Here is a 24,561-nt window from a genome sequence, read left to right on the forward strand (position 1 = left end):
TCAGTCCCGGTGGCGAAGGCCGAGAAGGCCCATCACTTCGCCGTTGCTCTCGTGCTGCTGCGCGAGATAGGCGCCGAACTCCTCGCCGCCGAGATATTTGATGCCGAAGCCGCGCTCGGACATGAAGCTCTGGAATTCCTCCGAGTTCCACGCCTTCTCGACCGCCTCGACGAGCGTCGCGGTGATGTCGTCCGGCAGGCCCGCCGGAGCGACGATGCCGCGCCAGGTGCCGCCGGAGAAGTCCTTGCCGATCGCCTCATTGACGGTGGGAACGTCCGGGAAGGCGGGCAGGCGGTCGTCGGACAGGACGGCGAGCGTCTTCACCTTGCCGGCGTCGATCATCGCCTTCGCTTCGGGCAGCGAGGAGGGGACGATCTCGACGCCGCCGGACGCGAGCTCCTGGAAGCCGGGGGCGGCGCCCTGGCTCGGCACGACCGTCACCTTGTTCGGGTCGATCCCCTCGGAGTTGAGGAGGCCGGAGAAGGCGAGGTGATAGCCCGCGCCCGGCGCCATGCCGGAGAGCTTGTAGGTGCCGGCGGGCGCCTCGGCGATCGCGTCGAGCGCGGCCTGGAGGTCGGCCCACTCGCTGTCGGCACCGACATTGAAGGCGGACGCGTCGAGGTTCACGAGCGCGATCGGCGTCACGTCGTTGCCGGTGAACTGGGCGGTGCCGGACCAGTAGTAGGTGGTGAGCTCGGCGCTCGCGAGGCCGATCGTGTAGCCGTCGGGGCGCGAGTTCACCATCTGGGTGTGGCCGACGACGCCGGCGCCGCCGGTGCGGTTCACGACGTTGACCGGCGTGCCGAGCTCCTTCTCGAGCTGGGCGGCGAGGGCGCGCGCCACGGCGTCGGTGCCGCCGCCGGGGGCCCAGCTGACGAGCATGGTGATCGGGCGCTCGGGATAGTCGGCGAGGGCCGGGCCGGCGGCGAGGCCGACCAGAGCCGAGGCGAGCGCCATCATCTTGGTGGTGTGCATCTTCAATTCCTCCAAAAGTGTCGTCGTTTCTGGTTTTTCGTCAGCAGCCGAGGCGCTGTGAGATGTCGTCTTCGGTGAATCTGAGGACGCCGAGCATGGCCTCCCGCGCCGCCTCCGGGTCCCCGGCGATGATCTGGTCTGAGACACGGCCGTGGGCGGGGAGGTTGTTCGGGAAGACTTCCGCGTTCTGGATGCTGATCTCGAAAAAGGCCGAAAGGATCGCCGACAGGGCCGGCGAGAAGGCCGTCAGGATCGCGTTGTGCGACGCGATGAGGACGGCGGTGTGGAACCGGATGTCGGCGCGGACCGAGGCTGCTGGGTCTCCGACCGAGGCCACCATCGCCTCGTAGGCCGCGCGGATCTCCGCCTTGTCGGCCTCGCTGGCGTTGCTGGCCGCGAGCATGGCGGCCTCCGGTTCGATGATCCGGCGCGCGACGAGGATGTCGCGCACCAGAGCGGGGTCCACCTCCTGGGGTCGCAGCAGCCAGTGGAGGACGTCCCGGTCGAAGAGGTTCCACTGGTTGCGCGGCAGGATCACCGTGCCGAGGCGCGGGCGCGCCGAGACGAGGCCCTTGCTCGCGAGGACCTTCACGGCCTCGCGCACGACGCTGCGCCCCACATTGAGCGCGTTCGCAAGGTCCGCCTCGACCGGCAGCGGGCGATCCGCCGGGTAGTCGCCGGTCACGATCCGCTCGCCCAGGATGGCCACGGCCTGGGCGATCTTGCCCTTGCCAAGATTGCTGGACGAGGGCGCGTCGACCGGCGCGGAGGCCATCAGAACTTGCCGTATTTCAGGTACGCCTGCTGCGGGTCCTCGCCCTGGAGGATCGCGGAGCGGACGTGGTTCTCGGCCTTGATCGCGGTCTCGGCGCGGGTCATCACCGCCTCGACCTGATCCTTCGGGATCACGACGATCCCGTCCTGGTCGCCGAGGATGTAGTCGCCGGCATTGATGACGATGTTGCCGATCGTCACCGGGTCGCCATAGGCCTCCGGACGCCAGCTGCCGACGATGTCGACCGGGGTCGTGTAGCGGCAGAAGACCGGAAAACCGATCTCTTTGATGAAGCTCACGTCCCGCGAGCCGCCGTCGACGATGTAGCCGAGGATGCCGCGATGCTTGAGCGTCTCCGCCGAAAGCTCGCCCATCAGCGCGCGGACCGAGTCCTGCGGCTGGCAGACCACCACGTGGCCGGGTTCAGCTTTCGACAGAAGACCGGTCCATTCCAGCAGGGATTGATGCGGCTCGATCGTGTTGTCGGGGCGGCCACGCACGGTAAAGACGGGGCCAGCGACCCGCATTCCCGGATCGAGTGCTTTGATGTCGCGCGGAAGTACGGCCGCTTTCAGGCCCATGTCGCGCATGACATCGTAGATGATGCCGGAATAACACGCGGAAAGACGCTCAGTGAGCGTGGTCATTCATCCCTCCCCATAGCCCCCATCTTGGAGGTCGTTGGCGCCATATTGCACGAACCCATTCCACGATCAACCATTCATCTGATGAATGAGCGGTCGTGTTTCGGGCCCGTGCCTGCCGCGATGTGGCGGGCCAGCGGGAGGGGCGGCGTCACATGCGCCGGTTGAGGCCGACGAGGCGGTTCATGATGAAAAGGAGCACGCTCGTCACGATGATGAGGACGCCCGAGGCGGCCGCGACGCGCACGTCGAGCGTCGATTCCATCATGCCCCAGAGGCGGATCGGCAGCATGTCGGTGCGCGCGTTGCTGAGGAAGAGGGAGATCGGCACGTTGTCCATCGAGGCGACGAAGGCGAGGAAGGCGCCGGCAGCGATGCCGGGCGCGATCACCGGGAGCGTCACGCGGCGGAAGGTGTAGAGGGTCGAGGCGCCGAGGCTGCGCGAGGAATCGATCTGCGCCCGGTCGACCTGCGAGAGGCTCGCCGTGACCGTGCGGATCACGAAGGGCACGACGACGACGAGATGGCCGGCCGCGAGCCAGGAGAGGGATGGGCGCTGGCGCAGCATCGTGACGAGGATGAGCGCGGCGAGGCCGAAGGAGAGCATCGGCAGGACGAGCGGGGACATGAAGGCCGTGTCGAGCGCGCGTCCGCCCGGCCCCTTGTGCCGGTCGAGCCAGAGCGCGGCGAGCGTGCCGATGATCATCGCGAAGCCCGCCGCCCAGGCCGCCACCGTCAGACTGTTGAAGGCGGCCTCGTGGATGTGGCCCGACTGGGCCGGGTCGAGGAGCGCCGCGTACCAGCGCAGCGACAGCCCCTGGGGCGGGAATTTGAGGCTCGCCTCAGCCGTCAGCGAGATCGCGAGGACCACGAGCACCGGGACGACGAGGATCAGGATCGCGAGCCCGCCGAGAAGCCACACGACGAGGTGATAGGAGACGTCCGAGAGGGTGCGGGTGGTCTTCATGCGGGGATCCTCCGGGCGCGTCAGGTTCGGGCGAGGTGGCCGAGCGAGCCGATGAGGGCGAGGACGCCGAGGACGGTGACGAGGAGCGCGATCGAGACGACCGCCGCGAACGGCCAGTCGAACACCACCAGCGACTGCTGCCAGATCACGAGCGGCATGTAGATCAGCCGCCCGCCGCCGATGACGCTCTGCGAGATGAAGGCGGCGGTGGAACTCGCGAAGACGAGGAGGCTGCCCGCGATGAGGCCGGGCACCGAGAGCGGCAGGATCACCCGCGCCATGGTGCGCCAGCGCGAGGCGCCGAGCGAGGTCGAGGCGTCGACGAGATTGGGGTCGATCCGGCCCATGACCGACAGGAGCGGCAGGAGCATCAGCGGCAGCTCGATCTGGGCGAGCGAGATGACGAGGCCGAGCTCGGTCTGGAGGAGGCGCAGCGGCGTCGCGGTGAGGCCGAGCGAGAGGGCGGCCGTGTTCACGAGCCCCTCGGTGCCGAGGATGACGATCCACGCGAAGGTGCGCACCACCACCGACAGGAGCAGCGGCAGGATGATGACGAAGAGGAGGGCGGAGCGCGCGCGCGGCCCCGAGGACAGGTAGATGAGGCCGGTCGCGAAGCCGAGCACGAGGGTGAGCGCCACGGTCTTGAAGCCGAGCATCATCGTGTCGGTGACGACCTTCCAGTAGAACGGGTCGCCGAGGAAGCGGGTCCACATGGCGGTGCCCGTGATCGTCATGTCCTGGTCGTTGTGGAACGAAACCCAGACGAGGAGGGCGAGCGGACCGCAGAAGAAGCCGACGAAGAGCAGCCCCATCGGGAGGACGAGGGGCATGTCTCCGAGGGCGGAGAGAAGGCGCCTGGGGGCGCCTTCTTCGTGGATGGTGATGGCGCTCAAGCCGCCACTTCCCGGTTGAAGCGCTCGATCCAGCCCGGACGCAGCGGGTTGATCTCGCTCCAGTCGTGCCGGACGAAGGTGGACATCTCGTCGAGCGAGGCCATCGGCAGGCTGTCGATCAGCGGCACGTCCGAATTCACCGGGATGAAGTTGAACGGCTCGGCCATCAGCTTCTCCTGCACGCCGGCGGAGATGACCGTGTCGATATATTTGTAGGCGTTCTCGACATTCTCGGCGCCGTCGGTGATGTGCATCGTCGTGACGAACGCGATCGCGCCGGTGTCGGGAACGGCGAACTCGATGTCGACGCCGCGGGCCTTGAGGTTCGCGACCGTCTGCGTGTTGGCGTACATCAGGTCGATCTGACCCTGCTGGAAGAGGCCGGCCATCGCGGACGGCTGCGCCACCGCAGCGATCTTCGGCAGGACCGCTTTGATCTTCTCCATCGCGGGATCGATGTTCGTGACGGAGCCGCCGAACGCCTTGGCGATCTCGATGAGGGAGGTCGTGCCGAAGGTCGTCTGGAAGCCGGTGAGGCCGAGACGGTTCACATAGGGCTCTTCCAGGAGCTGGGCCCAGGAGGTCGGCGGGGTGTCGAACTTCGTCGGGTTGTAGGCGATGCCCACGACCTGCGCGGCGACGGGGATGCCGGTCTCGGACACGAAGACCTGCGGCAGCTTCGACGCGTTGGTGAGCTTGGAGGCGTCGATCGGCTGGTAGAGGCCCATCTCGAGGCCGGTCGCGGCCGGGCCCGGATCGAGGACGAAGACGTCGAAGGGCGGCAGGCCGCGCGCCGCGCGTACCTTGGCGATCTGGTCGACGGCGTAGGCCGGGTCGAACTCGACCTCGACGTCCGCGCTTTCGAGGAGCGCCGGGGCGACGATGCTGCGGAAGGCCTCTTCCCAGGTGCCCGGATAGACCGCCGCGATGACGGACCCGGCGGCGTAGGCCGGCGTGCCCCAGAGGGCCGCGGTCGCGGTGAGGCCGCCGGTCGCGGCCAGGAAGGCGCGGCGGTCGAGGGTGAATTTCGTCATCGAGGTCTCCTTTTGCACCTTGCGTGTCGGACGTATTCGGTCCGGGCGGATAGGAAGGCGGGTCGGGGCGTCAGAGACGGCCCGAGGACGGGTCCGCGCCGCTGTCGGCGCGGAAGAGGTTGGGGCGCGCGTCGGGGCCGAGGCCGCAAAAGAGCGGGCCGCCGGCCGGGAGGGGCGGTGCGCCGGCGCGCATGCGCACGAGTTTCAGCGCGGTGCCGTCGTCCGTCTGGAGGTCGAGCACCGTGGTGCCGCCGACGGGAAGGTCGAGGCGGCAGGTGACGGGGAAACGGTCCTCGGCGGGCTCGGTCGCGATGACGAGCTGCTCGGGGCGGACCGAGAGGAGGACGCGGGTGCCGACCGGCAGGGCCGTCGTCTCCGGCACCACGATCCGCGCCCCGGCATCGAGGTCGATGGCGGCGTGGTCGGCCCCTGCGAGGGCGACGGTGCCGGGCAGGAGATTGGCCGAGCCCACGAATGAGTTCACGAACAGCGTCTGCGGCCGGTCGTAGATCTCGGCCGGGGCGCCGAGCTGCTCGATCTTGCCGCGATTCATCACCGCGACGCGGTCGGCGATGCTCATCGCCTCCTCCTGGTCGTGGGTGACGAGGATCGCGGTGAGGCCGAACTCGCGCTGGAGGCGCTTCACCTCGAGCTGCATGTCGAGGCGCAGATTCTTGTCGAGCGCGGCGAACGGCTCGTCGAGGAGGAGGATGCCGGGCTCAATGGCGAGCGCGCGGGCGAGGGCGACGCGCTGCTGCTGGCCGCCCGACAGCGCGCGGGGCTTGCGCGCGGCGTAGGGGGTCATCTGCACGACCTCCAGGAAGCGCTCCACCGCGGCGCGGACCTCGCGGCGCGGCCGGCCGCGCGCGGCGAGGCCGTAGCCGACATTCTCGGCGACGCTCATGTGCGGGAAGAGCGCGTAATTCTGGAAGACGATGCCGATGCCGCGGCGGCCGGGCGGCACCCGGTCGACCGGCCGCCCGTCGACACGGACGGTGCCGGTCGTCTGGCGCAGGAAGCCCGCGATGACGCGCAGCAGCGTGGTCTTGCCGCAACCCGACGGGCCGAGGAGCGCGACCACCTCGCCCGCGTCGACATTCAGCGACACGTCGTCGAGGGCGCGGAAGCCGCCATAGTCCTGGGTCAGCCCCTCGACGTCGAGCGTGACGCCGCCGGCCGTCGCGCGCGCGCCGGACATTGCCGCGCGGTTGCGGTCCTGGGGCGTGGCGCCGGGGGGAGCCGTCTGGGCGTGGGCGTTCATGTCACTCCGTCCTCGCCGCGGCGCTCGCGGCGGTCTCGTTGACGGTCATGATACTGACGCCCAATTCAAAAGCGTGAGGAAAATTGGGGCATTTGAGCCTAAATTTTGCACGCAATCGTGCGTGCGTTTGGTGACATGATAGGCTCGCCTTGGGTGTGAGGAGCGGCCGTCCGACCGCTCGCGGCGCGACGCCGGATGCCGGCCGCGCCACACCGTCATGACCGCGAGAGACGTGTGACGAACATCTTCAATCAACGACCGAACCCCGCCGACGCCCCCCGGCGCGGCACGATCCAGGGAGGGCGCGCATGAGCTACGATCGCGACCTCATCGGCTACGCCGACACGCCCCCCGATCCGCGTTGGCCGGGCGGTGCCCGCATCGCGATCAATTTCGTGATGAACTACGAGGAAGGCTCCGAGCCCTCCGTGCAGGACGGCGAGGGCTACACCGAGACCGCGCTCACCGAGGCGCCGCTCGACCCCGGCGTCAACGGGCGCGACCTCGCGGGCGAGGGCATGTTCGCCTACGGCTCGCGCGTCGGCTTCTGGCGCCTGATGCGCCTTTTCCAGGAGCGCGACCTGCCGCTCACCGTCTTCGGCTGCGCCCTCGCCATCGAGCGCAACCCGCGTGCGGCGGCCGCCATCAAGGCCTCGGGGTTCGACGTGTGCTGCCACGGCTGGCGCTGGGTGCCGCACTACCACCTCTCCGAGGAGGAGGAGCGCGAGCACATCCGCAAGGCCATCGCCTCGCTGCGCGAGACCGTCGGCGACCGCCCGCTCGGCTGGTACTGCCGCTACGGGCCGAGCGTCAACACGCGCCGCCTCGTGGTCGAGGAGGGCGGCTTTCTCTACGATTCGGACGCCTATGACGACGAACTGCCCTACTGGACGACCGTCGACGGCAAGCCGCACCTCGTCGTGCCCTATTCGCTGACCCACAATGACGGCAAGTTCGGCCGCGGCGGGATCGCGACCGGCGGGCAGTTCTTCGAGTTCCTCAAGGAGGGGTTCGACATGCTTTATCGCGAGGGCGCGAAGACGCCGAAGATGATGTCGGTCGGCCTCCACATGCGCCTCGTCGGCCATCCGGGCCGCGCCGCCGGGCTCGAGCGCTTCCTCGACTATGTGTCGGGTCACGAGGGGGTCTGGATCACCCGCCGCCTCGACATCGCGCGCCACTGGCAGGCCGAGCATCCATATCAGGGATAGGGCCGGACCTGCGTGCGGACCGTGCCGCGCCGATTGATCTTCGGCCGGTGCTGTTGCACATCCGGGGCGAAGCCGGCGCGAGCGCTGCCCGCCGGCTTCGTGTCGCCCGCTCCGCGAGCGGACGGCGGGACGGCGCGGGCTGGAAGAACGAATGGCATCAGAGAAACAGGTCCGCGGCAAGCATCCGACCGAGGACGTCATGTACGACCGCCTCGTCGGGGCGATCGTCGACAAGCACCTTCGGCCCGGCGAGCACCTGAACGAGGCGAAGCTCGCCGAGGTTCACGGCGTACCGCGCTCGCGCGTGCGCCGCGTCCTGGAGCGGCTGAGGGACGAGAGCGTCGTCACGTTCGAGCTCAATCGCGGCGCCTTCGTCAGCCGGCCGACGGTGGAGGAGGCGCGCCATGTCTACGAGGCGCGGCGCGAGATCGAGCTCGTCGTGGTCCGCCTCGTGTGCGAGCGGGCGACGGCGAAGGACATCGCGGTGCTGCGCCGTCACCTCGAGCGCGAAGAAAAGGCCTATCGGGACCGCAAGCCCTCGGTGAACCGCATCTCCGGCGACTTCCACTCGCTGCTTGCCCGGATGGCGCGCAACCCGGTGTTCGAGAAGCTGCTCGCGAGCCTCATCCACCGCTGGGTCCTGATCCAGTCGGTCTACGAGCGCACCACCGGCGCGCTCTGCTTCACCGACGAGCACGTGCGCATCGTCGAGCACATCGCCGCGCGCAACGCCGAGGCGGCCGTCTCCGAGCTCGCCCACCATTTCGACCACATCATCGCCTCGATCGACCTCACCCGCGACCGCCGCTCCGAGGTCGATATCTACGAGGCGCCCGACCCGACCCGCCTCGCCTCCTGAGGAAAAAGCCTCAGGCGGCACGCACGCGGCGCAGCTCTCGGCGGGCGCTTCGAGACCGTCTCAAATGCTCGTTTGACATGGCGAAGCAATTGACTTGCATCAATGCCGGGATGATGCAGTCTGCGATTGGTTTCGCGATCGCTAAATTTCCAACAGCCACTATTGGGGCGTCGGGCCTGGACGGTCCGGACTTTCCGAGGCGTTTGAGCATACCTTACGAAACCGATCGTTGACGCGGCAGTGAAGGCTTGGCTTTTTGCGGCTCCGCAGTGAATCGAGGGCCTGCATGGCGAAGGGCGAAGACGCGATCGGGGCAGACACGGAACGGACCCGTTCGTGGTTCGGCGCCGGTCTCGTCCTGTCGTGGATCTTTGCCTTCCTCGCGAGCCTTTTCGCCGCCCACGCCGGGGCCGTCGAGCTGACCGAGGCCGAGCGCGCCTGGATCGCGCAGAACCGGACCGTCAGCGTCGGCATCGTTTCCGACAACGAGCCTTACTCCTTCTTCCGCAACGGCCGCACGCTCGGCTGGACGGTCGACGTCCTCCACCGGCTGGAGGCTGAGACCGGCCTCGTCTTCAACATGCGGATGGGCGCCTGGCCGGACATCTACGGCACCTTCCGGCGCGGCGGGCTCGACGTCATCGCCGACATTTCGCGCACGGACGAGCGCAGCGCCTTCGTCGACTTCACCGACGCCTACCACCTGCGCCGCACGGTGCTCTTCCACAATGTCGACCACCCGCTCGACAATGCGGAGGACGTCGAGGCGCTCCGCGCCAAGCGGGTCGGCGTCATCAAGGACATCTACTATGCCGGCGCGCTGACCGAGGCCGGCATCACCCCGATCGAGTACGACACCTATCGCGACCTGATGGCGGCGCTCGCCTTCGGCTGGCTCGACGCGGTGCTCGCGGCCGAGATGACGGGCAATTTCTTCGCCCGCGAGAACGGGTTCTCCAACGTCGCCGTCGCCGGGGCGCTCCCCATCACCGTCGTGCCGATGGAGGAGTTCCGCCTCGGCGTCCTCAAGGACGACGCGGCGACCGCTGGCCCGCTCGCCGGCATCCTCGAAAAGGCCGTCGCCGCGATCCCGACGGCCGACCTCGCGACCATCACCGAGCGCTGGCTCAACTATCGCAGCGGGCGCGACCTGTCGGTGACGCCGCTGCGCCTCCTTCCCGAGGAGCAGGCCTATATCGAGGAGGCGGGCCCGCTCACGATCGGCTTCATCAGCGACTACGAGCCGTTCTCCTACCTCTCGGACGGGCTCGGCCAGGGCTTCGCGGTCGAGCTCGCGCACGAGATCTCGGCGCGCACCGGCCTCGTCCTGAAGCCGGTCTACGACAATTGGGCGAATCTCCTGCCCGCCTTCCGCGACGGCGAGCTCGACATCATCTCCAACATCTCCTTCACCGACGAGCGCGCCGCCTACACCGATTTCTCGCAGGAATATCACCGCATCCCGAACGCGGTGTTCGTACGCTCCGGCTTCGGCCCCTATCGCGGCCTCGAATCCTTCGAGGGCAAGACGGTCGGCATCGGCGAGGGCATCTACTATGCCCGCGCGCTGATGGACCGGATCGACGGCGTCGTCACCTACTCGACGCAGGACGACATCCTGAAGGCGCTCGCCGAGGGGGAGGTCGACGCGGCGATCCTCGCCCTCAGCAACGGCAACGCGATCATCCGCCGCCTCGGCCTCATCAATATCGAGATCGGCGGCGAGTTCCTGATGGAGGGGGTCGAGCGGGAGGATTTGCGCTTCGGCGTCTCCCCGCGCCTGCCTTACGTCAAGAGCGTCATCGACCGCGCGATGAACGCGATGCCGCCCGCGCGCTGGAACGAGCTCGAGACGCGCTGGCTCGGCCCCGCGATCGCCGCCATCGCGCGCCATCGCGTGTCGCTCACCACCGAGGAGCGCGCCTATCTCGACGAGAAGGGCGTCCTCAAGGTGTGCGTCGACCCGAAGGCGCCGCCCTTCACGACCATCGACGAGAAGGGCCGCCTCAACGGTGTCGTCGCCGACGTGCTCGCCCTCCTCGAGGAGCGCGGCGCGATCGACTGGCAGGTGAAGCCGGTGAAGACACACGGCGGCGACCTCGCCTTCATCCGCACCAGCGATTGCGACATGGTCCCCTTCACGATGGAGCCGTCCTCGCCGGTGCCGGGGTGGACCGTCACGCCGCCTTATCTCGACCTCGTCATGGCCGTCGCGACGCCGCTCCACCGGCCTTTCATTGAAGGGATGGCCGAGCTCGCCGGGATGCGCGTCGCGATCGTGCCCGACCGCAGCCCCATCGACATCCTCGCCCGGCGCTATCCCGACGTGACGCTGATCGAGGTCGCGAGCGAGCGGGAAGGTTTGCGGCGGCTGCGGGACGGGGCGGTCGACGCCGTGCTCGGGATGCTGCCGACCCTTGGCCACCTCCTCGCAGCGGAGGGCGCGACCGAGGTGAAGATCTCGGGCCGGATCGCGGAAAGCGCGCGCGTGGTGATCGCGACGCGCGACGACGAGGCGCTCCTCGGCTCCATCGTCGCCAAGCTCGCGGCGGTGCTGGAGGAGGGGGAGCTGCGCCAAATCATCATCCAGCACCTGCCGATGCGGATCGTGGAGCGGGTGAACTACACGCGCCTCATCCAGCTCGGCCTCGTCGCGATCCTCGTCCTCCTGATGGTCATCTACTGGAACCGGAAGCTCTCGCGCCTCAACGCGGCGCTGAACGCGGCGAACCGCAAGCTCCAGGAGGTGAGCATCACCGACGGCCTCACCGGCATCTCGAACCGGATGCATTTCGATGCGCGGGCCGGGGAGGAGTTCAGCCTGTGCCAGCGCAACGGCTGGCTCTTCTCGATCGCGATGATCGACGTCGATCACTTCAAGCCGGTGAACGACGAGATGGGCCACGTCTTCGGCGACCGCTGCCTCCAGCTCATCACCGCCACCATCGGCGCGCACTTCCGCCGGACCGGGGACGGGCTCGCCCGCTATGGCGGGGAGGAGTTCGTGGCCTTCACCATGGGCGGGTCGGGGGACGATTTCGTCGCGCGGCTCGAAGCGATGCGCCGCGCGGTGGAGCGGATGCCGATCGAGGCGCCGGGCGGGTCGCGCCACCTCACGGTCAGCATCGGCTGCCATGTCGCCGTGCCGGAGGTCGGCGAGACGCTGCGCGACTTCATCCGCGCCGCCGACGAGCGCCTCTACGAGGCGAAGCGGAGCGGCCGCAACCGCCTCGTCGCCGGGACGCCGCCGCCGGAGCCGGGCGGCCCGCTCGGCACGCTCGGCCTGCCGGCCTGAGGGATGCGCCGCCCGCGCGGCGGCGCATCGGTTCGTCAGGCGCGCTTCACATACTTGTCGCGCTTGAGGAATTCGCCCTCGCCCGGCGTGCCGACATATTGCCGGTCCTCCGCGATCACCTTGCCACGCAGGAGCACCGTCGTCGGGACGCCCTTCACCGCGCGGCCCTCATAGGACGAGTAGTCCATGTTGTTGTGCATCTCGGATTGCGTGATCGTCAGCGACGTCTCCGGATCCCAGATCACGATGTCGGCGTCGGAGCCGACCGCGATGGTGCCCTTCTTCGGGAACATGCCGAAGGTCTTGGCCGGGCGCGTCGCGACGAGATCCACGAACTCGGTCAACGTGATGCGGCCCTCGTTGACGCCCTGATAGACCATCATCAGGCGCTCCTCGACGCCGGGTGCGCCGTTCGGGATCTTGCGGAAATCGTCCTTCCCCTTGTCCTTGTGCCCCTTGAAGAGCCAGGAGCAATGGTCGGACGAGACCGTCTCCAGGATCCGGTTCTGGAGCGCGTCCCAGAGAAGTTCCTGGTCGGCCTCGGTGCGGGCGGGCGGGGTGAAGACGAACTTCGCCCCCTCGAAGTCCGGCCGGGCGAGGTCTTCCTTGGTCAGATACAGGTACTGCGTGCAGGTCTCGGCGAGCGCGTCGACGCCGCGGCGCTTGGCGCGGATCAGCTCGTCGAGCGCCTCGCCGCAGGTGAGGTGGACGATGTAGATCGAGGTGCCGACGATCTCGGCGAGCGCGATCGCGCGCGCGGTCGCCTCCGCCTCGATGCGCGGCGGCCGGCTCAGCGCGTGATAGTAGGGCTCGGTCTTGCCCTCGGCGACGAACTTATCGCGCAGATAGTCCGCCGCGTCGCCATTCTCGGCGTGGACCATGACGAGGGCGCCATATGTCTTCGCCTGCTCCAGCGACTTCAGCATCGTCACGTCGTCGATCATGTTCATGCCGCGATAGGCCATGAACAGCTTGAACGAGGTGATGCCGCGATCGGGGAGGGTCGCCAGTTCCTCGAACACGCCGTCATTCATGTCGACGATGATCATGTGATAGCCGTAGTCGATGGCCATCTTGCCGGCGGCCTTCTCGTCCCAGAAGGCGATCGCCTCGGCGAGCGTCTGGCCGCTCTTCTGGGCGCAGAAATCGACCACGGTGGTGGTGCCGCCGCAGGCCGCGGCGCGCGAACCGGAGCCGAAATCGTCGGCCGACTTCGTCGAGAAATCCTCCGAGTCGAGATGGGTGTGCACGTCGACGCCGCCCGGCATCACGTAGCGGCCGGCCGCGTCGATCTCGCGGGCCCCCTCCATCGCGCCGCCGATCTGGACGACGACCCCGTCCTTGATGCCGAGATCGGCCTTCGAGATGCCGCTCGCGGTGACGATCGTGCCGTTGCGGACGATCAGATCCATGAAACTCTCCGTCAAATCAGTAGGCGAGTGTGTGAAGGCCGGCCGCGAGGGTGCGGATGCCGGCGACGATGTCCTCGACGGAGGAGAACTCCTCCGGCGTGTGACTGCGCCCGTCCTTCGAGCGCACGAAGAGCATCACCACCTTGGTGATGAGGGCCATCTGCTGGCTGTCATGGCCGGCGCCGCTCGGCATCGTCATGAAGGGGATGCCCTGGGCGCGGGCGGCGTCCTGAAAGGTCTTCACGAGGCCGGGGTCCGACAGGCACGGCTCGTGGTTGACGTAATAGTCCCACTCGATCTCGAGGCCGCGGCGGGCGGCGACCTCGCGCATCAGCCCCTCGTGCCGCTCGTAGAGGATCTTGCGCTGGGCGGGGTCGGGGTGGCGCGCATCGATGGTGAAATTGATGGATTTGGGGACGACGGCGGGCCCGTTCGGATAGGGCACGCAGCGCCCGACGGTGGTGACCGCCGGCCGCCCCATGCGGTGGGCGGTGTTGATGACGCCGCTCGCGATCTCGGCGAAGCCCGCCATCGGGTCGCGCCGCAGATCCATCGGGAAGGCGCCGGCGTGGTTCTGCTCGCCGGTGAGGGTGATGTTGTAGTGGCGGATGCCCGTGATCGCGTCGACGACCGCGACGGGGAGATCGGCGTGCTCCAGGATCGGCCCCTGCTCGATATGGAGTTCCACGAAGGCCTCGATATCGTCGCGCCGGGCTTCCGGAATCCGGCCCGGATCGAGGCCGATCGCCGTCATCGCGTCGGCCATCGTCTCGTCCGCGTAGCCTTGCATCGCCTCCGCGTCGCCGGGCGCGATGCGGCCGGTGATGGCGCGCGATCCCCAGAAATTGGTCGACGGGAAGCGGCTCCCTTCCTCCTCGCAGAGGGACAGGGCCTGGAGCGTCTTCTTCGGCTGGCCGAACTGCTCCTTCAGCGCCCGCACCGCGATGAGGCCCGCGAGCGCGCCGAGCGCGCCGTCATAGCGCCCGCCCGGCCGCTGGCTGTCGATGTGCGAGCCGGAGACGATCGCCTTGTCCGACTGCGAGCCCTTCAGCGTTCCCCAGACATTGCCGACCGCGTCGCGATGGACGGCGAGCCCGGCCTCCTTGCACCAGGTCTCGTACTGGTCGGTCGCGGCGACCCAGGTCGGATCGTAGACCGTCCGCCAGACGCCGGTGTCGGCATAGGCGCCGAAGCGGCCGAGCTCCATGACGTACCGCTCGACAAGGGCGGGATCGATTTCGACCTGTGGGGGAGACGACAAGGCGAGCTCCTATTGCGCTGCAGCGAGAGGGGAAATATCTGAATGAACAATCATTCTACTAGCAGAATATCGTTCTCTCATAGAGATTGACGCTGCTGGTGGACGCGGTCAAGCCGAAAGGCGGAAGCCTGCCGGATGTGATCTATGCGTGTGGTCAGGCTGGACAGGACGCTGTGGTCGTGTGCGTCTGATGTTTAGGACTGGATATCCGCGCCGGTTTCGGGAATGGAGCCGCGATCGGTGATCCAGGGGAGCGGGAAGGGGCCGGAATGGCGGACGAGGCGGGACCATCGGCGAAGCCGGGTGTGTACACGTCGCAATTGCGGCAGGACGGCAATCGGTGGCTGCTGACGGCGCAGGATCGCGAGCTTCCGAAGGCGGAAGCGCCCGGCCTGGTGCCCGCCCTCGAGAACGCGATCGCGGTGATCGACTACATCAACCGCACCCCGCCCCACATCGCCTCGCTGGCCGAGATCTCGAGCACGCTCGGCATCTCGAAGAGCCACTGCCACAACATCCTGAAGACGCTGGTCCATTTCGGCTGGCTGAAGTTCGACAACCGCGCCAAGACCTATGAGCTGAGCTCCGGCATCATCGCCGCCGCGTCGTCCTTCCACGGCTCGCACACGCTCGCCCGCATCCGCGCCGAGCTCGAGCAGCTCGTCCACCGGATCGAGGTGCCGGCGGTGCTTGCGCAGCCGCAGACGGACGACAGCTTCATCGTGGTCGACAAGTTCAACGGGCCGCAATCGATGGAGGTCTCCTTCCCGATCGGCCACCATCTGCCGCGCGACTCGGTGGCAAACTCGCGCGCCTTCATCGCCTGGCAGCCGCCCGAGCGGATCGACGAGTGGATGCGCCACTGGCAGCCGGTGCGCTACACCAACGCGACCCTCCTCACCGAGCAGGAGGTGCGGGCCGAGTTCGCCGCCACCCGCGCCCGCGGCTACGCCCGCAGCATCGGCGAATTGACCGACGGGCTGATGGCCCTCGGCATGCCGATCTTCGACCGGAACGGCGAGGTGATCTACGTTTTCACCTGCTCCGGCCATATCGGCAATCTGGCGCCGCGCGAGGAGAAGCTCGCGCGGGAGATCATCCGCACCGCGGTGTCGATCAACAGCGCCATCCTCGCGCGCACGCCGCCCGACTTCCCGATGTCGATGGCCGTCACAACCATGCCCTGACCCGCCCGCCCGAGCATTCGGGCAGGCATTCATCCGCTACACCCTGGCCGTGCGCCGGGGCGCTGAAACGTGCCCAATTTCCGGGCGCTTCACGCCGCCGCGGGTGCGTGCACACGCGATGGGCGTTGTCTCAGGGCAGTTGCAGAAAGTTTAGGCGGGCCTGCCGAATGTGCGCGAAGGCCGTTGACAGACGCCTGAAGAGGTCGCTCTATTCCGTGCCGTACTGAGTACGTTGTTCTCTCAAGAGAACGATGGGCTTTGCAGTGCGATGGAATTGCCCCGGTCCCGGGGGTCGGGCACCTCGCTTCATGGGAGACTGTCGATGATGAAAACGTCCCGCCGCACCGTGCTGAAGGGCACCGGCGCCCTCGCCCTCGCCGCCGCAGCCGCCCCCACGGGCGCATTCGCGCAGGGCAAGGTGCTGAAGATCGGCCAGCTCGGCGTCATGAGCGGCCCGGAGGCCTCGTGGGGCCTCGTCAACAAGTTCTCCGCGATGGCCACCGCCGCGATGTACAACGAGCGCGGCGGCGTCGAGATCGACGGCGAGAAGTACATGATCGAGCTCGTCTCGGTCGACGACCGCAACGATCCGAAGCTCACCGTGTCGGGCGCCGAGCGCCTCACCGGGCAGGAGGGGATCCGCTACTTCATCGGCCCGAACATGGACACGACCGCGACGTCGGTCCGCCCGATCGCCGAGAAGAACAACGCGATGTACATCCCCTACGCGTTCGACCGCTCGCTCTATTCCGCGCCGGCCGAGAACGCGATCCTCGGCATGATCGCGAGCTACCAGGTGGCGCCGGTCATGTACAAGATCCTGCGCGACGAGCGCGACGTGAAGACCGTCGCCTTCCTCGCCCGCAACGATTCCGACGGCCTCCTCCAGCGCGATGAAGGCGTGAAGGTGGCCGAGGCGCTCGGCCTCGAGGTCCTGTCCTCCGACAACACCTACGAGGCGTCGATCACCGACTTCTTCCCGGTGGTCGCCAACATCGTCTCCCAGGCGCCGGACCTCATCGTGATGTCGGCGGTCGCTCCCTCGCACGGCCCGCAGATCATGCGCTCGGCGCGCGAGATGGGCTACCAGGGCCTCTTCGCCTCCGAGGCGGCGCAGGACATGAAGATCATCAACGAGGTCGCCGGCGAGTACGGCAACGGCCTCATCTCGATCGGCGGCGCCTCCACCCCGGAGATCCGCAGCGAGTACATGGAAGAATTCATCGACCGCTATATCGAGGCGGCGGGCGAGTGGAACGACGAGGCGGGCACCAAGGCCTACGCCCTCGAGATGATCCTCATGACGCTGCAGAAGGCCGGCGCCGGGGCGATCGACGACATCTCCCTCTTCAAGGCGGCGATCGACGATTTCTCGGTCAAGAACCCGTTCCTCAAGGCCGACCAGCAGCTGACCTATGTCGGCACCGACGATTTCGGCCAGAAGCGCCAGATCGGCGTGCCGATGGTCATCACCGAGACCAAGGACGGCGAGCTCACCACGCTGTCGGTCGGCGCCGTCGCCTGACGGGCGCTTCGCGCTCAGCGCCGCGCGCCGCCCCCTCGCGGGCCTGACGCGCGGCACGGGGGCGGCCCCCGGCCGCCTCTCCCTCCCGGCGCGACCGGGCAAGCGGCGACACGAGAGGCATTCACCCGCGCATGGAACAGATCCTCGTCAACGGCGTCATCCTGTCGGCGAACTATGCTCTGATCGCCCTCGGCATCACGCTCATCTTCTCGATCATGAGCGTCTTGAACTTCGCCCACGGCCAGCTCTTCATGCTGGGTGGTCTGCTCGTCTACTACGCCGTCGTCGTGCTCGGCTTTCCCTACGCGCTCGGCCTCGTGGTCGCGACCGCGATCGTCGGCGGGATCGGGATGATCCTGGAGGTCTTCTTCTTCCGCCGCGTCATCCGCATCGCGACGCGCGAGGAGAACTCGATGCTCCTCGCGGTCGGCACCGCGCTCCTCCTCGAGAACATCGCCCTCTCCCTCTTCGGCGAGAAGCAGCGCGGCGTGCCGCCCATCATCACCGGCGTCTACCGGATCGGCGACGCCTTCCTGCCGGCGAACCGCGCGCTCGTGCTCGTGATCTCGCTGGTCCTCATCGCCGCCGTCCTCGTCTTCGTGAACTACACCCGTACCGGCCGGGCGATGCGCGCGCTCGCGCAGGACCGCACCGCGACCCTCCTCATGGGCATCGACACCCAGCGCATCTCGACGCTGGGCTTCGGCCTCGGCGCGGCGCTCGCCGGCGTCGCGGGCGGGCTCCTCATCTCCGTCTCCGGCGTCAATGCCGGCATCGGGACGGCGATCTCCACCAAGGCCTTCATCATGATCATGATCGGCGGGGCGGGGGTCATGTCGGGCGCGCTACTCGGCGCCGTCGTCCTCGGTTTCATCGAGGCCTTCGGCTACGTCTACTTCCCCGGCTCCGTCACCTACCTCCTCATCTTCATCGCCTTGATCCTGTTCCTCCTGGTCCGGCCCCAGGGGATCATGGGCAAGCCCTGGGGCTGAGCCGGGACCCTCTCGCGACAACGGAGACACCACGATGGCGGCAGCCCTCGACGCGACGGCCGACGCGCCGGCCCCCGCTCCGGCGCAGACCTCGCTCATGCGTCGCTTCCTCTTGACGTTCGTGCCGCTCGCGGTGGTCCTCTACGGTGTCCTGCCCTTCGTCTTCGGCGGCCAGGCCTACTGGCTGAACGTGCTCACCAATTCGAGCCTCCTCGCCTTCGCCTCGCTCGGCGTGTGGCTCACCTTCTCGATCGGCCGGGTGAACATCGCCCAGGGCGCGTTCGCGATGATCGGCGGCTACACGACGGGACTGCTCTCCACCAATCTCGGCGTCTCCTTCTGGATCTGCCTGCCGCTCTCGGGCCTCATCGCGGCGGCGGTGGGGGTCGTGATCGGCTGGCCGCTGCTGCGTCTGCGCGGCATCTATTTCGCGATGGTGACGCTGAGCCTCACCGAAGCCGTGCGCCTCGCCTTCCTCAACGTCGCGGGGTCGGGCGGCGTCACCAACATCCCGAACCCGCCCGGCATCGACACCCCGCTCGCCTTCTATTTCTTCGGCGCGACGATGCTCATCGTCGGCTACGCGGTGGTCTGGCGGCTCGGCAACAGCCGGCTCGGCTGGGTCTTCCGCTCCATGCGCCAGAACGAGGAGCTCGCCTCCTCCATCGGCATCAACATCGCGCGCTATCGCGTGCTCGCCTTCGCGGTGTGCTGCGGCATGGGCGGGATGGCGGGGAGCGCCTTCGCCAGCCTCCAGCAGAACATCTACCCGCAGAGCTACACCGTCTCCGATTCCATCAACTTCATGCTCTACTGCTTCCTCGGGGGCCTCGAATTCGTGCTCGGCCCCATCGTCGGCACGTTCGGCCTCGTCCTCGCCTTCGAGCTGCTGCGGGAAATCCAGGAATATCAGGCGCTTCTCTACGGCGTCCTCATGATCATCGTGATGCTGTTCCTGCCGAACGGCATCCTCAGCCTCGGGACGATCTTCGTCCGCCGCGCGGGAGGGAAGTCGTGAGCCTTCTCCAGATCCAGAACCTCACCAAGCAATTCGGCGGCCTCACCGCCGTCAACGATGTGAGCTTCGAGGTGGAGGAGGGGCAGATCCTCTCGGTGATCGGGCCGAACGGGGCGGGCAAGTCCACCCTCTTCAAGCTGATCTCCTCCTTCCTCACCCCGACCAAGGGGCGCGTCCTCTACAAGGGCGAGCGCGTCAGCGGCCTCAGCCCGCACCGCGTCGCGCAGATGGGCATCGTGCGCACCTTCCAGGAGACGACCGTCTTCAAGGAGATGACCGCGTTCGACAACGTGGTGATCGCCCACCAGCTCGGCCTGAAGGCGGGGCCGCTCGGGATCTTCCTCGCGAGCGGAACGGCGCGCGAGGATGAGGTCCGTATCCGCGAGAGCGCGGCCGAGATCCTCACCTATCTCGGCCTCGGCCACGTCATGCACGAGGAGGCGCGCAACCTGCCGCACGGCTATCTGCGCGCCCTCGGCATCGCCATCGCGATGGCCGCGCGCCCGAAGCTCCTCCTCCTCGACGAGCCGTTCGCCGGCATGAATGTCGACGAGACGGACCGGGCCGTCGACATGGTCGAGGGCATCCGCCGGCGCGGCATCACGGTCCTCCTCGTCGAGCACGACATGCGCGCCGTCATGCGCATCTCGGACCGCATCGTCGTGATCTCCTTCGGCCAGAAGATCGCCGAGGGCACGCCCGCCGAGATCCGCGCCGACGAGGCGGTGATCGAGGCCTATCTCGGCCACGACGACGAGACGCTCGGCCACTGACGGGAAACGGGACACATGCGCTATTTCGAAGCCCAGAACCTGACCGTCACCTACGACAAGGTGAGCGCGCTGCGCGACGTCTCGATCGCGTTCGACCAGGGCCAGATCATCTCGCTGATCGGGGCGAACGGGGCGGGCAAGAGCACCACGCTGAAGGCGATCACCGGGCTGAAGCGCCCCGCCGCCGGCGAGATCTGGTTCGACCATGAGCGGATCGACCAGATGCGCCCGGCCCAGATGGTCGAGCGGGGGATCGCCATGGTGCCGGAGGGGCGGCGCGTCTTCCCCTTCATGACGATCCGCGACAACCTGATGATCGGCGCCTATCTGCGGCACGACAAGCCGGGGATCGCGCGCGATCTCGACCGCATCCTCACCCGCTTCCCGCGCCTCAAGGAGCGGCTGCGGCAGAATGCGGGAACGCTGTCGGGCGGCGAGCAGGAGATGCTCGTGATCGGCCGCGCGCTGATGATGAAGCCGCGCCTCCTCCTCCTCGACGAGCCCTCGCTCGGCCTCGCCCCGCTCATCGTGCGCGACATCGCCCGGCTCATTCTGGAGATCAACCGCGACGAGGGGGTGAGCGTCATCCTCGTCGAGCAGAATTCGCGCATGGCGCTGCGCATCAGCCAGTATGCCTATGTGCTGGAGACCGGACAGGTCGGCCTCGAAGGGCCGTCCGCCGCGCTCCTCGACGATGCCCACGTGAAGGCGCTCTATCTCGGCGGCTAGAGTCGCCACCCGCTCGCCCGCCGCGCGCCGTGCCAGATAGGGCTCGCCCGCGACGATGGCGGGCGATATGAGCCGAAGCCGGCCCGTGGCGGCCGGCTCCGGGCGCGCGCCGCACCGAACGGCTTGCGCATCGTCCGGCCGCCCTGTCTGATCGGGCGGTGCGGAGGCTGCGCGAGCCGCCCCTCGATCTTGTTCCCAAGGACCAGAAGAATGGCAAGAAAACTGAACCTCGCCGTCGCCCAGCTCGGCCCGATCGCGCGCGCGGAAAGCCGCGACGCGGTGGTCGTGCGGCTCATCGAGATGCTGAAGGAGGCGGCGAGCCGCGGCGCGACCTTCGTCGTCTTCCCCGAAATCGCCCTCACCACCTTCTTCCCGCGCTGGTTCATGGAGGATCAGGCCGAGGTCGATGCGTGGTTCGAGACCGAGATGCCGAACGCGGCGACGATGCCCCTCTTCGAGAAGGCGAAGGCGCTCGGCGTCGGCTTCAATCTCGGCTACGCGGAGCTGACCGAGGAGGACGGCAGGGTCCGCCGCTTCAACACCTCGATCGTGGTCGACACCAAGGGCAACATCATCGGCAAGTACCGCAAGGTGCACCTGCCGGGCCATGCCGAGTACGAGGCCTATCGCCCCTGGCAGCACCTCGAGAAGCGCTATTTCGAGCCCGGCAATCTCGGCTTCCCGGTCTATGACGTCGACGCGGTGAAGATCGGGATGTTCATCTGCAACGACCGGCGCTGGCCGGAGACGTGGCGCGTCATGGGGCTGAAGGGCGCGGAGCTGATCTGCGGCGGCTTCAACACGCCGACCCACAACCCGCCCGTGCCGCAGCACGACCACCTGAACTCCTTTCACCACCTCCTGTCGATGCAGGCGGGCGCCTACCAGAACGGCGCGTGGGCGGCGGCGGCCGCGAAGGCGGGCATGGAGGAAGGCTCGATGCTGCTCGGCCATTCCTGCATCGTCGCGCCGACGGGCGAGATCGCCGCGCTGGCGGTGACGCTGGAGGACGAGGTGATCACCGCCGCCTGCGACCTCGACGCGTGCGCCTTCATCCGCAACGAGATCTTCAACTTCAAGCGCCACCGCCAGCCGCAGAATTACGGCCTGATCGCCGAGGTCTGAGACCCGCGCACTCCGCGCCTGGTCGCCGGCTTGCATCCGCCGCGTGACCGGGCGCACCCGATCCGAACGACCCGCGCGTTCGCGACGCGCACGACCATTCCGGGGCCATCCGCACCCGGCCGAAGAGGAACGGCATGAAGATCAAGGTGATCAATCCCAACACGACGATCACGATGACCGAGAAGATCGGCGCCGCCGCGCGCGCGGTCGCCGCGCCGGGCACCGAGATCATCGCCGTCTCCCCGCAGATGGGGCCGGTCTCCATCGAGGGGCATTATGACGAGGCGTTCGCCGCCATCGGCGTGATCGACGAGGTGCTGAAGGGGGAGGCTGAGGGCTGCGACGGCTACGTCATCGCCTGCTTTGGCGACCCCGGCCTCGGCGCCGCGCGCGAGATCGCAAAGGGCCCCGTCGTCGGCATCGCGGAGGCGGCGATGCACACGGCGAGCCTCATCGGCGGCGGCTTCTCCATCGTGTCGATGCTGGGCCGTTCGCGCCCGCTGATGGAGCACCTCGTGACCGCCTACGGGATGCGCCACCAGTGCCGCTCGATCCGCATGACGGACCTGCCCGTGCTGGAGCTCGAGGAGGAGGGGTCCAACGCCCAGGCGATCGTCGTGGAGGAGTGCCGCCGCGCGATCGAGGAGGACGGCGCGGACTGCGTGCTCCTCGGCTGCGGCGGCATGTCGGACCTCATGGCCCACATCAGCAAGGAGATCGGCGCGCCGGCGATCGACGGCGTCTCCGCGGGCGTGAAGCTGATCGAGGCGATCGTCCAGCTCGGCCTCGGCACGTCGAAGCGCCACGGCTACGCAGCACCCATCGCTAAGCCCTACGTCGGCTCGTTCAGCCACTACACCCCGGCCGGCTGAGGCCCGCGCCGCCGACAAGCGGCGCGGTCTACGTCAGGCGGGCGCGATTTTCGCGCCCGCGCCGCCGACAAGCGGCGCGGTTTCGGTCAAGCGGGCGCGGCTTCCGCGCCCGCGCCGAGTCGGCCGACGGCCGCGAAGTCCCACTCGCGGCCGGGCGCGGCGGCGATCAGTTCGCGCGTGTAGGCGTTCTCGGGCGCGGAGAGGACCGCCTTCGCCGTTCCCTGCTCCACGATCCGCCCCTTCTGCATGACGATGATGCGGTCGCAGATCTGCGCCGCGACGCGCAGATCGTGGGTGACGAAGAGGATCGCGACGCCGGTCTTCTCGCAGATGTCCCGGAAGAGATCGAGGATCTGCTTCTGGATCGACACGTCGAGCGCGGAGACCGCCTCGTCGGCGATCAGCACCGCCGGATCGAGGGCGAGCGCACGCGCGATGCAGATGCGCTGGCGCTGGCCGCCGGAGAATTGGTGCGGGAAGCGCGTCGTCATCTCACGGTCGAGGCCGACGAGGGTGAGCAGCTCCTTCGCCTTGGCGAGCGCCTCGTTGCGCGGCGTCCCGAAATTCAGAAGCCCCTCGATGATCGCCTCGCCGATCCGCATCCGCGCATTCAGCGAGCGGAACGGGTCCTGGAAGACCACCTGGATGCGCTTGCGGAAGGGACGCAGGCTCCGCGTCGACAGGTCCGAGATGTCGGTGCCAAGGAGGTTGGCGCTGCCGCTCGTCGGCTCGATGAGGCGGGCGAGGCAGCGGGCGAGGGTGGTCTTGCCCGAACCCGACTCGCCGACGACGCCGAGGATCTCGCCGCGCCGCAGCGAGAGGTCCGCCCCTTCGAGCCCGGTCACGACGCGGCCGCGGCGGAAGAGGCCGCCGTCATTGTAGACCTTGGCGAGCTTGTCGACGGTGAGGACCGTGTCGCCGACCGTCTTGTGGGTGGTGACGGGGGTGAGGCTCGGCACGGACGAGACGAGCATCCGCGTGTAGGCCTCGCGCGGCCGGCGCAGGATCTCGTCGCGCGTGCCGACCTCGACCATCTTGCCCTTGTTCATCACCGCGATGCGGTCGGCGATCTCCGCCACCACGCCGAAATCGTGGGTGATGAAGAGGACGGCGGTGTTGAAGCTCGCCTTCAGCTCCTCGATGAGGGCGAGGATCTGCTTCTGCGTCGTCACGTCGAGGGCGGTGGTCGGCTCGTCGGCGATGAGGAGCTTCGGCTTCAGGATCAGCGCCATCGAGATGACGATGCGCTGGCGCTGGCCGCCCGAGAGCTGGTGCGGATAGGCGTCGTAGATGCGGGCGGCGTCGGGCAGGTGCACCGCCTCCAGCATCTCCATGACGCGCGCCTTGCGGCGCGAGGGGCTGCGCTCGCCGTGGATCTTCAGGACCTCGGCGATCTGCTTGCCGACCGTCTCGACCGGGTTCAGCGCCGTCATCGGCTCCTGGAACACCATCGACATCTCGGAGGCGCGCAGCCGCCGGCGCCGCTCCGGCGAGGCGGTGGTGACCTCCTCCTCGCCGAGGCGGATCGAGCCGTCGCGCAGTTCGAGCGCGCGGTCGAGGAGACCCATCACGGCGAGTGAGGTGAGCGATTTGCCCGAGCCCGATTCACCCACGACGCAGAGCGTCTCGCCGGGCCGGATCGAGAAGCTGATGCCGTCGACGAGGGGCGGGGTCTGCAGCCGGTGGCGCAGCCCGATCGTGAGGTTCTCGACCGTGAGGACGGGGGCGGGGAGGGAGGCCGTGTCGGTCATCG

Annotated in this window: 21 protein-coding genes; 11 read left to right on the plus strand and 10 right to left on the minus strand. The window is 68.2% G+C overall.

Annotation, left to right across the window (positions count from 1 at the left end; all coding sequences use genetic code 11):
• The 7 genes from DBV35_RS21780 to DBV35_RS21810 form a co-directional block, all read right to left on the minus strand.
• Positions 1–975 (minus strand): tripartite tricarboxylate transporter substrate binding protein, encoded by a 975-nt coding sequence (locus DBV35_RS21780; protein ID WP_108662472.1) that lies wholly within the window; start codon positions 973–975, stop codon positions 1–3.
• 40 nt (positions 976–1,015) lie between these two features.
• Positions 1,016–1,750, minus strand: coding sequence for a FadR/GntR family transcriptional regulator (locus DBV35_RS21785; RefSeq protein ID WP_108662473.1), 735 nt, complete (start codon positions 1,748–1,750; stop codon positions 1,016–1,018).
• Positions 1,750–2,397, minus strand: a complete 648-nt coding sequence (locus tag DBV35_RS21790) for an RraA family protein (RefSeq protein WP_108662474.1) — start codon at positions 2,395–2,397, stop codon at positions 1,750–1,752. The genes DBV35_RS21785 and DBV35_RS21790 overlap by 1 nt, the downstream gene beginning before the upstream one ends.
• 148 nt (positions 2,398–2,545) lie before the next feature.
• Complete coding sequence (locus DBV35_RS21795) at positions 2,546–3,361, minus strand: ABC transporter permease (protein ID WP_108662475.1); 816 nt, start codon at positions 3,359–3,361, stop codon at positions 2,546–2,548.
• A 20-nt stretch (positions 3,362–3,381) separates the two neighbouring features.
• The gene (locus DBV35_RS21800; protein WP_211100024.1) at positions 3,382–4,254 is read right to left on the minus strand and encodes an ABC transporter permease; all 873 of its coding nucleotides are present in this window, start codon (positions 4,252–4,254) and stop codon (positions 3,382–3,384) included.
• Complete coding sequence (locus tag DBV35_RS21805; RefSeq protein WP_108662476.1) at positions 4,251–5,288, minus strand: extracellular solute-binding protein; 1,038 nt, start codon at positions 5,286–5,288, stop codon at positions 4,251–4,253. Before DBV35_RS21805 ends, DBV35_RS21800 begins: the two co-directional genes overlap by 4 nt.
• Positions 5,289–5,358: 70 nt before the next feature.
• Positions 5,359–6,549 carry an ABC transporter ATP-binding protein gene (locus DBV35_RS21810; protein ID WP_108662477.1) on the minus strand — a complete coding sequence of 397 codons (1,191 nt, stop codon included), beginning with the start codon at positions 6,547–6,549 and terminating at the stop codon, positions 5,359–5,361.
• Positions 6,550–6,857: 308 nt separating this feature from the next.
• Here DBV35_RS21810 and DBV35_RS21815 point away from each other — a divergent pair, with 308 nt between their 5' ends.
• The 3 genes from DBV35_RS21815 (at position 6,858) to DBV35_RS21825 (ending at position 11,914) form a co-directional block, all read left to right on the plus strand.
• Positions 6,858–7,760 (plus strand): allantoinase PuuE, encoded by a 903-nt coding sequence (locus DBV35_RS21815; protein WP_108662478.1) that lies wholly within the window; start codon positions 6,858–6,860, stop codon positions 7,758–7,760.
• A 151-nt stretch (positions 7,761–7,911) separates the two neighbouring features.
• Positions 7,912–8,619, plus strand: coding sequence for a GntR family transcriptional regulator (locus DBV35_RS21820; RefSeq protein WP_108662479.1), 708 nt, complete (start codon positions 7,912–7,914; stop codon positions 8,617–8,619).
• 286 nt (positions 8,620–8,905) lie between these two features.
• Positions 8,906–11,914 (plus strand): transporter substrate-binding domain-containing diguanylate cyclase, encoded by a 3,009-nt coding sequence (locus DBV35_RS21825; RefSeq protein WP_108662480.1) that lies wholly within the window; start codon positions 8,906–8,908, stop codon positions 11,912–11,914.
• Positions 11,915–11,949: 35 nt separating this feature from the next.
• Here the strand turns inward: DBV35_RS21825 and hydA are convergent, their stop codons facing one another.
• Both hydA and DBV35_RS21835 read right to left on the minus strand, forming a co-directional pair.
• A complete protein-coding gene (gene hydA / locus DBV35_RS21830) occupies positions 11,950–13,326 on the minus strand; it encodes a dihydropyrimidinase (RefSeq protein ID WP_108662481.1) in 1,377 nt (458 codons plus the stop codon).
• Between the two features lie 16 nt (positions 13,327–13,342).
• A complete protein-coding gene (locus tag DBV35_RS21835; RefSeq protein ID WP_108662482.1) occupies positions 13,343–14,587 on the minus strand; it encodes a Zn-dependent hydrolase in 1,245 nt (414 codons plus the stop codon).
• Between the two features lie 269 nt (positions 14,588–14,856).
• On the opposite strand from DBV35_RS21835, the gene DBV35_RS21840 reads away from it, so the two are divergent.
• The 8 genes from DBV35_RS21840 to DBV35_RS21875 all read left to right on the plus strand — a co-directional run bounded on the left by DBV35_RS21840 (position 14,857) and on the right by DBV35_RS21875 (position 22,808).
• Positions 14,857–15,774 carry an IclR family transcriptional regulator gene (locus DBV35_RS21840; RefSeq protein ID WP_108662483.1) on the plus strand — a complete coding sequence of 306 codons (918 nt, stop codon included), beginning with the start codon at positions 14,857–14,859 and terminating at the stop codon, positions 15,772–15,774.
• Positions 15,775–16,096: 322 nt separating this feature from the next.
• Complete coding sequence (locus DBV35_RS21845; RefSeq protein WP_108662484.1) at positions 16,097–17,299, plus strand: ABC transporter substrate-binding protein; 1,203 nt, start codon at positions 16,097–16,099, stop codon at positions 17,297–17,299.
• 131 nt (positions 17,300–17,430) lie between these two features.
• On the plus strand, positions 17,431–18,291 hold the full coding sequence (locus DBV35_RS21850) for a branched-chain amino acid ABC transporter permease (protein WP_108662485.1): 861 nt from the start codon (positions 17,431–17,433) through the stop codon (positions 18,289–18,291).
• 34 nt (positions 18,292–18,325) lie between these two features.
• Positions 18,326–19,309, plus strand: a complete 984-nt coding sequence (locus DBV35_RS21855) for a branched-chain amino acid ABC transporter permease (RefSeq protein WP_205648791.1) — start codon at positions 18,326–18,328, stop codon at positions 19,307–19,309.
• Positions 19,306–20,082, plus strand: coding sequence for an ABC transporter ATP-binding protein (locus DBV35_RS21860; RefSeq protein WP_108662486.1), 777 nt, complete (start codon positions 19,306–19,308; stop codon positions 20,080–20,082). The genes DBV35_RS21855 and DBV35_RS21860 overlap by 4 nt, the downstream gene beginning before the upstream one ends.
• Positions 20,083–20,097: 15 nt before the next feature.
• A complete protein-coding gene (locus tag DBV35_RS21865) occupies positions 20,098–20,811 on the plus strand; it encodes an ABC transporter ATP-binding protein (RefSeq protein WP_108662487.1) in 714 nt (237 codons plus the stop codon).
• 210 nt (positions 20,812–21,021) lie between these two features.
• Positions 21,022–21,936, plus strand: coding sequence for an N-carbamoyl-D-amino-acid hydrolase (locus DBV35_RS21870; protein ID WP_108662488.1), 915 nt, complete (start codon positions 21,022–21,024; stop codon positions 21,934–21,936).
• 134 nt (positions 21,937–22,070) lie between these two features.
• Positions 22,071–22,808: an aspartate/glutamate racemase family protein gene (locus DBV35_RS21875; RefSeq protein ID WP_108662489.1), complete on the plus strand. Its 738-nt coding sequence runs from the start codon at positions 22,071–22,073 to the stop codon at positions 22,806–22,808.
• Positions 22,809–22,894: 86 nt separating this feature from the next.
• Here DBV35_RS21875 and DBV35_RS21880 read toward each other — a convergent pair whose 3' ends face one another.
• Positions 22,895–24,559 (minus strand): ABC transporter ATP-binding protein, encoded by a 1,665-nt coding sequence (locus DBV35_RS21880; protein ID WP_205648829.1) that lies wholly within the window; start codon positions 24,557–24,559, stop codon positions 22,895–22,897.
• Positions 24,560–24,561 lie beyond the last annotated feature (2 nt).

The sequence above is a fragment of the Acuticoccus kandeliae genome (assembly GCF_003073115.1).